At 63.8% G+C, this 12,141-nt stretch carries 12 protein-coding genes and 1 other RNA gene; all 13 read right to left on the bottom strand.

From position 1 onward, the window contains the following. Entirely contained in the window at positions 1-1,728 is a 1,728-nt protein-coding gene (gene pilB / locus IE075_RS11855; RefSeq protein ID WP_189456839.1) for a type IV-A pilus assembly ATPase PilB, read from the bottom strand. Between the two features lie 125 nt (positions 1,729-1,853). Further along, the gene (locus IE075_RS11850; RefSeq protein WP_268244937.1) at positions 1,854-3,455 is read right to left on the bottom strand and encodes a glycosyltransferase; all 1,602 of its coding nucleotides are present in this window, start codon (positions 3,453-3,455) and stop codon (positions 1,854-1,856) included. Further along, positions 3,425-4,264, bottom strand: a complete 840-nt coding sequence (locus tag IE075_RS11845; RefSeq protein ID WP_189456834.1) for a class I SAM-dependent methyltransferase — start codon at positions 4,262-4,264, stop codon at positions 3,425-3,427. Before IE075_RS11845 ends, IE075_RS11850 begins: the two co-directional genes overlap by 31 nt. A gap of 10 nt (positions 4,265-4,274) precedes the next feature. Next, positions 4,275-5,327: a Gfo/Idh/MocA family protein gene (locus tag IE075_RS11840; protein WP_189456832.1), complete on the bottom strand. Its 1,053-nt coding sequence runs from the start codon at positions 5,325-5,327 to the stop codon at positions 4,275-4,277. After that, complete coding sequence (locus tag IE075_RS11835) at positions 5,324-6,520, bottom strand: glycosyltransferase family 2 protein (RefSeq protein ID WP_229792493.1); 1,197 nt, start codon at positions 6,518-6,520, stop codon at positions 5,324-5,326. The genes IE075_RS11840 and IE075_RS11835 overlap by 4 nt, the downstream gene beginning before the upstream one ends. A 14-nt stretch (positions 6,521-6,534) precedes the next feature. Next, on the bottom strand, positions 6,535-8,454 hold the full coding sequence (locus IE075_RS11830) for a glycosyltransferase 87 family protein (protein ID WP_189456828.1): 1,920 nt from the start codon (positions 8,452-8,454) through the stop codon (positions 6,535-6,537). A gap of 183 nt (positions 8,455-8,637) precedes the next feature. Beyond that, positions 8,638-9,105 (bottom strand): pilin, encoded by a 468-nt coding sequence (locus tag IE075_RS11825; RefSeq protein ID WP_189456826.1) that lies wholly within the window; start codon positions 9,103-9,105, stop codon positions 8,638-8,640. Positions 9,106-9,509: 404 nt separating this feature from the next. Continuing rightward, complete coding sequence (rpiA, locus tag IE075_RS11820) at positions 9,510-10,172, bottom strand: ribose-5-phosphate isomerase RpiA (RefSeq protein ID WP_189456823.1); 663 nt, start codon at positions 10,170-10,172, stop codon at positions 9,510-9,512. A gap of 13 nt (positions 10,173-10,185) precedes the next feature. Further along, complete coding sequence (locus IE075_RS11815) at positions 10,186-10,656, bottom strand: EVE domain-containing protein (protein WP_189456821.1); 471 nt, start codon at positions 10,654-10,656, stop codon at positions 10,186-10,188. Next, the gene (locus IE075_RS11810; RefSeq protein ID WP_189456815.1) at positions 10,653-11,234 is read right to left on the bottom strand and encodes a 5-formyltetrahydrofolate cyclo-ligase; all 582 of its coding nucleotides are present in this window, start codon (positions 11,232-11,234) and stop codon (positions 10,653-10,655) included. Before IE075_RS11810 ends, IE075_RS11815 begins: the two co-directional genes overlap by 4 nt. A gap of 84 nt (positions 11,235-11,318) precedes the next feature. Beyond that, positions 11,319-11,503: non-coding RNA, 6S RNA (ssrS, locus tag IE075_RS11805), on the bottom strand. Between the two features lie 91 nt (positions 11,504-11,594). Beyond that, positions 11,595-11,903: a cell division protein ZapA gene (locus tag IE075_RS11800; RefSeq protein WP_189456813.1), complete on the bottom strand. Its 309-nt coding sequence runs from the start codon at positions 11,901-11,903 to the stop codon at positions 11,595-11,597. Then, a complete protein-coding gene (locus IE075_RS11795) occupies positions 11,900-12,118 on the bottom strand; it encodes a TIGR02449 family protein (protein WP_189456811.1) in 219 nt (72 codons plus the stop codon). The genes IE075_RS11800 and IE075_RS11795 overlap by 4 nt, the downstream gene beginning before the upstream one ends. Between the last annotated feature and the right edge of the window lie 23 nt (positions 12,119-12,141).

The following is a 12,141-nucleotide window of genomic DNA, read 5'->3' as shown; positions in this document are numbered from 1 at the left end:
TTAATCCTTGGTGACGCGGTTGATTTCTGCGAGGCTGGTTACGCCGTTTTTTGCCTTGAGCAGCGCCGATTGGCGCAGATCACGAATGCCGGACTGGCGGGCTGCCTGGGCAATCTGCATTGCGTTGCCCCCGTTGAGGACGATTGCCTGGATCTCGTCGGTCATCGGCATGACCTGGTAGATCCCGGTCCGGCCCTTGTAGCCTTCAGTGCATTCGGAACACCCGACGGCTTCGTAAAGCGTCACGCCCGCCGCGACCTCGGCTTCGGTGAAGCCTTCAGCTATCAGCGCCGCAGGCGGAAGCTTGACCGGGCGTTTGCAGTCATGCAGGCGTCGCGCGAGCCGTTGGGCGATCACGAGTGTCACCGACGAGGTGATGTTGTACGGCGCGATGCCCATATTCATCAGACGCGAGATCGTCTGCGGCGCGTCGTTCGTGTGGAGCGTCGACAACACGAGGTGACCTGTCTGCGCGGCTTTGATGGCAATTTCCGCAGTTTCCAGATCGCGGATTTCGCCCACCATCACCACGTCCGGGTCCTGCCGCAGAAAGCTGCGAAGCGCGGCGGCGAACGTCATGCCGCGCTTGTTGTTGACCTGCACCTGGTTAATGCCGGGCACCCGGATTTCGACAGGATCTTCCGCGGTTGAAATATTGCGCTCTTCCTCATTGAGGATGTTGAGGCCGGTATACAGCGAAACGGTCTTGCCCGAGCCCGTCGGGCCCGTAACCAGAATCATCCCGTACGGATTCGCGAGCGCCTTCTCGTACAGTGCCCGTTGGTCGTCCTCGTAACCGAGCTTGTCGATGCCGAGTTTCGCCGCTGATCCGTCGAGCACGCGCAGCACGATCTTCTCGCCGAACATCGTGGGCAGCGTGCTGACGCGAAAGTCGATCTGCTTCGTCTTGCTGATATTGAGCTTGATGCGCCCGTCCTGGGGGACGCGCTTCTCAGCAATATCGAGTTGCGCCATGACCTTTAGGCGGGCGGAGATCCGAGTGTTGAGTTTCTGCGGTGCCTTCGCGATCTGCTTCAGGATGCCGTCAATGCGCAGGCGCACCCGGAAATCCGTTTCATAAGGTTCAAAGTGGATGTCCGACGCACCGCGGCGTAGCGCATCGATCAAGACCTTATTGACGAACTTGACGACCGGTGTGTCGTCTGTCTTCGAGTCAATTCCGCCGTCGCTCGTGGCGCCGTCTTCGTCACCACCGCCGATGTCCAGATTTTCGAGACCATCGCCATCGGCGCTGGCGTCGCTGAACGTGTCAGTGTTCTCTTGCCACTTGTCGAGATAGCGGCGCAGGCTTTCCCGGTCGATCAGGATCGGCTCGACTGCGAGATTGGTGTGGAATTTGATCTCGTCGAGCGCCTGGGTGTTCGCCGGATCGTCGACGCCCACGAACAGCCGGTTGCCGCGCCGATACAGTGGCAGCACTTCGTGTTTGCGCAGCAGTTCTTCGCTGACGAGCTTGATCGCAGCCTGCGAAACGTCCATTGCAGCCGGGTCGAAAAGCGGTACGCCGAATTCGACCGAGTTCGCGGCGGCGAGCTGCCCGGCGGTCACAAGCTTCTTTTCGGCCAGATACAGTGCCAAAGGCTTGCGCTCGACGCTTGCCGCACTCATCGCGGCCCGTGCGGCCGTGTCGTCCAGGGCTCCATCGAGCACAAGACGGCGGGCAATGCCGGTGATTCCGACGAGGTTGGCGGTGGCGACAGCGGACATGGGCGTTCTCAGTGTTCCCCAGCGGGAATTTAGCGCAATCGCAACAATAAGTTGCGGGTAGCCCGCGATTGTGCGGTTTGTGTCACGGCTTGACGCTCTACGTCATTAGATTCGGGACGCTTGGCTCAACCGCCAGCGCCCTGTGAGCCGCCATCCGTTGTCGAAGTCGGGCGTAGACCGCCATAAAGGCTTTCGTACTCGGAAACGCAGGCGGACCATGACCACTGTAACGACAGCCCGTACGCCAAGGCGCGCGCCGCCCGAAGGCGCTCGGGGGACGCCGACAACTCGGCTATCGCCTGTCGCAGGCGGACCTCCGCACCCGGCCCCGAGAGGTCGACTTTGAACACGCATCGGGCATCAGACTTCGGAAAAGCATCGGCCACGTCGGTGCTTACGAGAACCGGTGTTCCGCACGCCAGTGCTTCTTGGACGACCAGCGGAAAACCTTCGCCGGTGCTTGGCAGCACTAACAGGTCGGCCTGCTGGTAAAGCGGGACGATCGCGGCAGCGCGCAGGTTCTCAGCCACTGTCGCGTTGCGCGGCAACCCGCCCCACGTGCGCGGGCTAAGCGGGCCGTGCCCCACGAATGTCCATCGCGTCCCGGGCAAGTCCACGCAGGACTCGAGCAGGCGGATGCCCTTTTTCGCAACGAAGCGCCCGACAAAAAGGAGGGAGACTGTGCCCGCGGCTGAGTCGTCAGCTGGACGTGGCATATATAACTCGTGGTCGACGCCGTTCGGCACTAGCCGGGGTGCACGCCGAAATTTCACGAAGTCTTGGAAGTAGTTCATTACCGGGCGCCCGACAAAAACGACTCGGTCGGCCTGCTGGAGGGCCCAACGTCCCACGGATCGATTGAGAGCTGACAGCAGCGTGCGGGCACGCTGTGAGGCAAAAGGGATCAGGCCGATGTGCTGGGTCACAAGTACGGGTCGGCGCACCAGCTTGGCGACCGCGATCGCGGCCAGAGATGGCAAATACAGCGCGTCGTGTACGTGGACTACGTCCGATTGACGCACTTCCCGAGCCAGCCGCCACAAGCTGGCAGGTGACCACACCGGCAGCGGCAGGCCGAGGCGGCTTTCCGTCAGATCGAACGAACGAGCGGGAATAATGGTTACCCCGTCGGCAGATGCCGGCCACTCGCAGCGCGGTCCCCCGGCCATCCAGCGCACGGCCGCGCCTCGCGCGGCCAAACCTGCGGCGAGCCGACCTGCGACGACTTCAATTCCGCCCCCGTGGGCTGGATAGAAGGCAGTGACTTGCAATATGCGCAGAGGTCGAGATTCGGGGGGCAGGGTACGGCCAAACGTAAAGCCAGAGTGCGCAGTAAAGTTTGCAACCGCCAGCAAAGCCGTGACCGCCAGACTCGCGAGTAGGTAGTTCAGCTCCAGGTGGCTGACGGCTACATACATGAGCGCCAAGTTGACCAGCAGACTTGTGGCCATGACGCCGTAATACCGCGCCACCTCGCGGGTTGAAACTGTCCGGCCCATTCGAAAACTGTAGGCCTTGTTCAGCCGGTAGCCAACGAAGTTCAGAATGAAGAAAGACAGCGTGCAGGCGAGCAGATAGGGCACTCGCAGGCCCGACACCAGGACGAAAAGGAGCGCCAGGTTCAGCGCCGTCATGCCACCGCCAACCACAATGAAGCGAGCGAACCGAGCGACTCCCCGGCCGGCGGTAGAGCGACTCAACGTCGCCGCGCTTCGATCAGCATGCATGCGAAGGGTCCCGCTCCGTCGACCGCACTCATGGGGAGGCTCGAAAACGCAGTGCGGGATATCGATGCTGCCAAGGCCCCGGCCGGGCCCGGCCGCTCGCCCCGCAACCGCAGCATGCGCTGCAATTCGATTGGACGTTTGCGTCGGCCCGACAGCAAATGCAGCGCGCCGCCAGTAAATGCGGACATCAACTCCCAGCGCCGAAGTTGGCGTTGGGATAGATACTCGACGACGCCGACCAGCTCGAGGCCGACCGCACTGAGATGGCTACGCCAAGTGTCCGGACTCCAGTAGCGCACATGCGCGCACCGAGCGTCGATCTGCGCGCAGTATTTCTTTTTGTCCCCGCCCATCCATGGTCCGCGCAGGAGCGCGTGAAAATGGGGCCCAGGCACCGTGGCGATGAACTGGCCGTCAGGGCGAAGGAGACGCGCGGCTTCCATCAACACCTCGTCGACGGAGGGAATGTGTTCCAGGACGGAATTCGAGAACACAAAGTCGAACGAGGCGTCGGGCTCAGGCACGGCAGTGGCCGAGCACGTGTGCACCGCCTCGTAACGCCCGCCGTGTTCCGCCAGAGCGGTTTCCTCGGGATCGAGGTCTACACCGACCCAGCGTCGCCCGCCGTCCGATGCACGATCGACGATCGCAGTCAGCTTGCCGTCTCCGCATCCCAAATCCAGCCCCCGGCCACTTGGCAAACCGTGACGGATCACCGCGTCAAGCTCCACGGCCCTCCAGTAATTGGTGGCGGGCTGAAATGGCGCGGTCGTGACCAGTGCGTCGAAGAGGTGGCGCGGATGGGTCATGTTCGTAGCCTCAGGCGATGCCAGCTTCGTTCAGAACAGCAAACTGCATGCGGAGCACCTCGAGCGCATCATCCGCGGAGATTTCGGCCGCTGCTTCCCCGGTCTTGATCGCGCGACCAAATCGATCGAACACGGTTTCGTTCCCGTAGAGCAGGCGCCCTGTGAGATGGCGTGGGCCATTGCTCAGGTGCTGTATCCAGTGCATCGCGGTGGCCCGCCATGAGGTGCGCAGCACGGTGCGTGTGACATGAGCGCCATCGTTCGGCAGGTGAAGATAGATATTTCGGAACACATCGACGATGCCGGCGCCTGCGTCGCCGAGCACGGCAACGTGCCATTCGCTAAGCGGTGCCTCGAACCGGCACGCGACAGTGACCGGAATCTCGCCGGCCTGAGTCGTCGCGCGAAAAGAGGCGTCAATGCTGGCTGGGGTGCGCAGTCCTAGGGTGCTGGGGCAAACATCCACGTGCGCTAGGCTCAGTGGCCCAGGCGACAGCCGGCGGATGAGGTAGAGCAGATGAGGGCTCTCGTCAAAGAACAGTCCGCCCGGCAGCTGTTCGTACCACGATGGCAGCCGACGCCGGGGGTTACCCCATTGGGTTGCCACGATCGAACGCACCGTGCCGATGCGGCCGAGGGCTATGTCATGCTCGAGCCGCTGCACGGCGGACGCGAATTGAAAGTTGTGGACGATCGCGAGCGATCGTTTCATTCGCGCCGACAGCGCCACCAGCTCCTCACCTTCGGCGACGCTGGTGGCGAATGGCTTCTCAGTGATGACGTGCCGGCCGCGCGCTAGCGCATCGCGGATCAGTGCGTGATGGGACATCGGGGCCGTGACCACGTCGATTGCTTGGACTTGGTCGACCCACTCGATGCCGTCGATATCCGAGGCGGTCGACCACGGAACCCCTAGGCGCGTTCCCCATTCACGGGCGAGTGCCTCGTTTAGATCTGCCACGCCGGCGATGCGGAAATGCGGGCTGCGCTTGAGCGCAGGGATATGCCGGTGCGTGCTGACCCACCCGAGCCCCACGAGCCCAATATCGATCTTGTTGCTCATTGCAATTCCTGATCAAGCACCGTCATCCCTCGCTTTGTACGGCGCCCGCCCAAGCGCAGCGGCAGGCGCAGGGCTTCAAGGAAGAAGCCCGCAAGGAACAGCTCCCCGGCCAGCGCCAGCGACGTGACCGAGGGGATCACCGAGCGCATGGTGATTTCAGGGGACAGTGCGCCAAAACCGGTCTCCGACCATGCACCAATGGCTTGGAACGCCAAGCCAATGCCGAGCACGAACAAGGCCACAGCCAAGGCGAGTGCGCGCTCGAGCGTGAGGTGTGCCAGCCACCGCTCCCGCCGCGGATCCTCGGGCAGCCATCCACTGCGAATTCCCATGAGTTTGGTGAACACAGCGAAGAACACCATTTGAAATCCGAGCAGCACTGCACCGCCAGCGTAGGCGAGGGTATGGATATCGAAACCCACCGTGCCGATCTGCACCGGACGCAAGGCAATCACGCACATCGCCAGCGAGCCTGCGCCCAGCAGCGCCAGCCCGGGCAGCAAAAACAGCCAGCGTGGGCTGAAAAGCAACAGGAACTTCAAGTGGCGCCAACCGTCGCGCCACGTGCGCAGATGCGGCGGCCTTGAGCGGCCATCAGGCGAAAGCGTTACGGGAACCTGCGCAATGCGCAGGTCATGCAACGCGCTCTTCACCACCATCTCACTCGCGAACTCCATGCCATCTGTGGACAGCTCGAGGCTGCGCATTGCCTCGCGGCAGAAGCCCCTGAGCCCGCAATGGAAGTCACGGATTGGCACGCGGAAGAACAGGCGCCCCACGAAGCTCAACACCGGATTGCCCAGATAACGATGCAGCCACGGCATGGCGCCCTGCCGGATGCCGCCCGCGAAGCGGTCACCCATGACGAGTTCATTGCCTTCACGAAGTCGCCCGAGCACGCCGTCTAGCGCACCGAAGTCATAGCTGTCGTCCGCATCGCCCATGATGACGTAACGCCCACGCGCGGCTGCGATGCCTCCTTTCAGCGCGGCGCCATAGCCCCGGCCGGGCACGGCAATCACGCGTGCGCCCGCCTGCTCGGCCAGCGTCTGCGAGCCGTCCGTTGAGCCGTTATCGGCCACCAGGACTTCGCCCTCGACCGCCCGCCGGCGCAGAAACGCGTGCGCCTTGCCGACGCATGTCGCGACGGTCTCCGCCTCGTTGAGGCAGGGCATCAGAATCGTCAGTTCCACATGCATTCCAGCGACTAGTCCGGCGTGGTCAGGAGCCACCGCGTGCAGTGGAGGTTGCCCCCACCCCCGGCGACCTCCTCCATTGTGCCTATATAGCGTACGTTCAGTGCTCGCTCGCGTGTAATCCGAACACCCTTTTCTTCGGATACGGTCACTATCACATCTGAGTTTGGGTATAGGCGCTCCCACGCCCCCCCCATTTGTTCGGTTACAAACGGCCGGGGTCCGTAGACTTGCGGACACTCCGTTTCGAGCCGCGCGAAAATTGCGTCCGCCATGCGGTCAAGACGAGTCTCGGTCTTGGGCGGAACGGGTTGCGACCGCAGAGCACAGCTGAACCACGCACGGTCCGGGCCGGTTCCCTGGCGCGTGTGAAGGAGCCAGTATGTTGATGCCTTCTGGGCAGTGCCTGCCTCGTAGCGGACGCGCAGGCAGTCGTTCCAGTCGACCGCAAAGCCGAAGCGACTGAATAGATGGCTGATTACGGCACGCAGACGCGGTGCGTCGTCATCGCGAGTTGAGAAGGCGGGCAGGAGGACCCGAGTCCTGCCTTCCCACTTCGCAAAGCGCAGGCGAAGCTCGTTGCCAATCGGGCCTTCCATCGGCAGCGACAGCTGGCCGATCGGGTTGATCAGCGCCCCCGCTGGGTGGAAATACGCGGCGATCGACGCATTGGTTTGAACGCCGCTCACCGTGAGGTGGAGGAACGGCTCGTTCCGCAGTCGGGGTGGAACACGAACGTCGACGTAGGGGCCGCCAGTCCACGGGGTCGGCGTCGAGCGAAAGTCCTCCCCGGACAGGAAGTAGGCCGGTTGCAGGATCAGCACAACCAGGACGGTCATCCGCGCCAGCCGTCCCGGAAGGAAAAGGTATGCGAGACGAGCCACCCAGACGCCCGTCAGCATCAGCAGGGCAATCGCATAGCGGCCGTTACCGGAGGTCGCCATCCACGCCACGTAAGCTGTGATCGAGAACACTGCCAAGTCGGTGTCTGTCGACGTCCACGAAGACCCGGTTGGGTCTGCGCCACCCGTTCGGAAGCGCCTGACGATCGCCAAAACAAGCCCGACGGTCGCGACGGTCAGCGCGAGCGCAGGGCGCAGATCCGGTGCGAACGCTTCCTGATAGACGTATCGCTTCATCTGCACCATCTCGAACGGCCGCGTAAGCCATTCGGACAACGTTGCTGGGATAAAGCGCTGCGCCAACAGCGGTTGCGCCGGAGCATAGGGCGACTGGAACACGTTGTTGAAGAGCGGAAACACCGGGTTACCGAACTCCTGCCAGAGGAAGCCGCTGTACCACCCCATCCCGGCAACAATGCCAACGGCCCCCCCGAGCCCGCAATGCGCAAGACCCGTCCAATGCCGACGGCCTTGGGCCACCTGCACCAGGGTCGCTGCCGCCGCCGCGATGACGAAAGCGGCATTGCTCTGCTTGATCGAGAACGCAAGACCGAGCAGAACGCCAGCTATCAGCGCGTTGCGCCTGGAGCCGGAGAATGTAGTGATCAGCAAGAGCGCTGCGATCGTCAGCGCGGCGGACAAGGGGTCGGTGGACGTCGTGCCGGCTGCGATCAGGAAGACGGGGGTGATCCATGCCAGGGCGGTGGCCGCTGCTACCCAAGCACGCTCCTGTGGCTGGCTGCGCCACAGGCGAGCCGCGATGACGGCCGTGAACACAGCGGCTAACGCATGCAGCAGCGCAAGACCCAGCCCGATCATCCAGTCCGGCCAGCCTGTTTTGATCATGAGGTAGGGCGGGATGTAGCCGAGCGGATTTTGGTAGCTCTGGGTGCCGGCGCCGAAGAAGTCGGATTCAATACGGCCCGTGAGCCACGCGAACGGCAGATACAGGTGATGGTTGAGGAAATCCCAGCCTGCGTCCTTGCCTGCAAGCCAGGTCCAGACAACGGTCGCGAACGCGGCAGCCAACGAAGGCAGCGTCCAACTCCGACTGAAGCGGCGCTCTACATGTTCGCGGGTGGTCTCGTTCGTAGGTGATTCTCGATGCATTCCGATTGCGTCTGTGTTGGGCCGGATATTGTCCGCGAGCGTGGCGGGCGGGCAAAAAAAACCCCGGCCGAGGCCGGGGTTTTTGGGTGCAGCAAGAAGCAATTACTGGCGGCAGGAGCCCGGCAGGTACTTCGCCGGCATGCCATTGGTCGCGCCCGGACCGCAGCGGAACTCGGTGACCTGCTGGCCAACGTTCGTCGAGCTCGCAGCGTTCGCGCCCACATAAGGCACCAGTCGGATCGTGCGGCCCGCGGCTTCAGTCGGCAGAGTGCTCGTCGTGCCTGCAGTTGTCACGGTGATTACGCCGGCTGCATCCGTGGCCACCGAGGCCACGTACTTGGTGCCAGCCGTGCTTTCACAGCCCCACTGGTTGGCCGAAGGAAGCGCGGTCGAAGTCTGGTAAACCTCCGCGACGGTCGTACGGCACTGGCTGGCCGCGAGGATCGCTTCGGAGACCTTGGCCTTGACCGTGTAATCCTGATACGCCGGAAGCGCGATCGCGGCCAGGATGCCGATGATCGCAACGACGATCATCAGTTCGATGAGGGTAAAGCCCTGCTGCTTCTTCATGGTGTATCCCCTAGAGGTGGTTTTTTCACGTGCCTGCGGAGCCGGTCCCCGGTCCTTCGGCTGCCGTGCAACGCTGCACGTGCACTGAAAGCATACGCAGAAGACGTGCCAATGCACGGCTTCAGGCAGCGGATCATGCAAAGTGAAACTGCAATCACGGTTGCGACCGGTGCCGGCCGCTGCGCGTGACGCCTTATGTCAGCCGATCGCAGTGAGAGTGACGCAATGCGTCAGGTTTGCGAGGGCGCTTGGTGATAACTACGACGCGCCGCTAGACAGTCAAACAGAAGTTACTGCGACCGTGTTCTCATTTCTTCGATAGTGCACGGCTGAAGCGCTTCCGCCGGCATCTCGCTCGAGTGCAGCGCCAACCGACTGCGCGCGTTCTCAATCGCACGCGTGCGTTAGAGCACGCGCGCCGTCTCCCCGCCAACGATGACCACATCGGCCGATCGACGCGCAAACAGGCCGACGGCGACGACGCCAGGAATCTGGTTGAGTGTGGTTTCGAGCGCGACGGGATCAGTGATCGACAGCCCATGCACGTCTAGGATTGCGTTGCCATTGTCGGTCACCACCCCGCGGCCTTCCGCGTCCTGACGCCACACCGGCTGCGCCTGCGTGAGCGCGAGGATTTCGCGCGCGACCAGGCTGCGTGCCATCGGGATCACCTCGACCGGCAGCGGAAAGCGGCCGAGCACGTCGACCTGTTTCGCGGGGTCGACGATGCAGACGAACTTCGCGCTCGCCTCGGCAATGATCTTCTCGCGCGTGAGCGCGGCGCCGCCGCCTTTGATCAGTCGCTTGTGCGGATCGCATTCGTCGGCGCCGTCGACATACAGCGAGAGCGGGCCGGTGCTGTTGAGATCGAGCACGTCGATGCCGAGCGCTTTCAGGCGCTGCGTGCTCTGCTCGGAACTCGACACGGCGCCTTGGATGCGATCGCGCATGCGGCCCAGGGCGTCGATGAAGTACGCGACGGTCGAGCCCGTGCCGACGCCGACGATCATGCCGTCTTCGACGTATTCGATGGCTTTTTCAGCGGCCTGGCGCTTGGCTTCGGTCACGGCGGCGTTCCTGTCATTCGAGGGAGAGAAGGTGGCGCCACTGCGCCGCGGACACGGGCAATACCGACAAGCGCGTGCCCCGCCGGATGAGCGGGAACTCTTCGCCGAGATCATCGGCGTGTGCCTTGATCTCGTCGAGCGTGATCGTGCGCTTGAAGCGGCGCTCGAATGCGACGTCGACGAGGTGCCAGCGCGGTTGCTCATGCGTGGCTTTCGGGTCGAAGTAGCCGGAGTCCCGATCGAACTGTGTGGGATCCGGGTACGCCGTGCTTGCGACGGTGGCGGTGCCCACGATGCCGGGCGGCGCGGTGTTGGAGTGGTAGAACAGCACGCCGTCGCCGACCTGCATGCCGTCCCGCATGAAATTGCGCGCCTGGTAGTTGCGCACGCCGGTCCACGGCTCCGTGCCCACGCGTTCGAGATCGTCGATCGAGAATGCGTCGGGTTCGGACTTCATGAGCCAGTATCGGCGGCGTGCAGTCATGCGGGGCGGCAGCTGAAGGTCGTGGTCGGCGTACACACCGCATCGAGCGGGACGTCCCACGCAGCAGCGTCGAGTTCGGGGACGCGTTGCTCGTCGAACGCCGCACCCACCAGGTACGGCGGCGCAGGGGCGTCGTGGCGAAACGCAAGCGTGCGATCGTACCAGCCGCCGCCCATGCCGAGCCGGTGGCCGCTTGCGTCGAAGCCCACGAGCGGCATGACGATGAGCGCAAGGTCGGCGGCGTCGAGCAACGACGATGGCGCAACGTCAGGCTCCGGAATCCCGTAGCGATTCGTCACCAACGCATCGCCGAAGCGCCACGGCGCAAATTTCAGCGTGCCCGGCTGCAGCACAGGCAAACAGTAAACGCAGTCCCGGGGCAGGCGTGTTTGCCAGACGTGCAGTGCGATTTCGCCGTCGAGCGCCCAATAACCGGCCACGTAACCCGTGGTTGGGGCGAACGCCAAGTCAAACAGCCGCGCGGCAAGCGCGTCGGCGGCAGCAATGCGTTGCGGGGCAGGGATGGCGCGGCGGCGGGCGCGCAACTCGGTGCGCAGGGCGGCGCGATCGGTCGTCATGCAGGGGCGGTGGGTTCGCGATGGGACGGGCCACGCGCAACGCGTCGCCGCGGCGACCAGGCGCCGCAGCGCGATCGGAAAAAGAAGTCCTCCACCGTGGCGATGCGTGCGAAACGACCTTGAACCCGGGGTTCAAGTGGGAGCGCTGGGACGCCTTCGGGCGTTCCGCTCGAAGGCGGACTTGCACTCCAGGCGTCCGTCGCACACCCGCGGTCGTAATTAAGGGACAAGGCGAATGTTTTGCACGCCGTCGCTCACAGCAGAGGACGTGGGGCGAGTATACGCCCGGCACGCCGGGGCACGAAGCCGCCCGTCGTCACAAGTCGGTCGAGATTCATCAGCGTGTGCGACGCGTCAGCGTCAACGCGTCGCGCTGTCGAGCAGGCCGTCTAACCGCTGGTTGAGATCCGCGAGGGACCGCGACAGCGCGCGGTCGCGAGACGCAGCCTCATGGCGCAGCTGCTGCAATTCATGCGCGAAGTTCAGCGCTGCGAGCACCGCGACGCGGTCGAGCGCCGCCATGCGGTTGGTGCCCCGGATTTCCCGCATCTTTGTGTCGAGCAAGCGTGCGGCGGCGACGAGACTGTCGCGCTCGTCGGGCGTGCACCCGACGGTGTATTCGCGGTCGAGCAGGCGGATGCTGACGGGCTCGGGCGTCGGACGGGTCACGTGTGCTGCTCCAGCGACTTCAGTCGCGCGATCATCGCCTCTACCCGAACGCGCGCCTGCTCGTTTTTCGCGAGCAGCGCAGCGCGCTCGGTCGCGAGTTGCTCCTGCTGCTGGCGCAGGCTCCGATTTTCGTCGTTGAGCCGCCGCACGCGCTCGGCGAGCGTGTCAACGCGGTCCACCAGGTGTTGCAGCTGCGCGGCGAGGTCGGCGTCCATGCGCCGCACGATAGCAGGGCGCG

It is taken from the genome of Cognatilysobacter bugurensis (assembly GCF_014652095.1).
Taxonomy (GTDB): domain Bacteria; phylum Pseudomonadota; class Gammaproteobacteria; order Xanthomonadales; family Xanthomonadaceae; genus Cognatilysobacter; species Cognatilysobacter bugurensis.
Note: the sequence above shows the minus strand (reverse complement) of the source record. Positions and strands in the feature narration are given on the sequence as shown.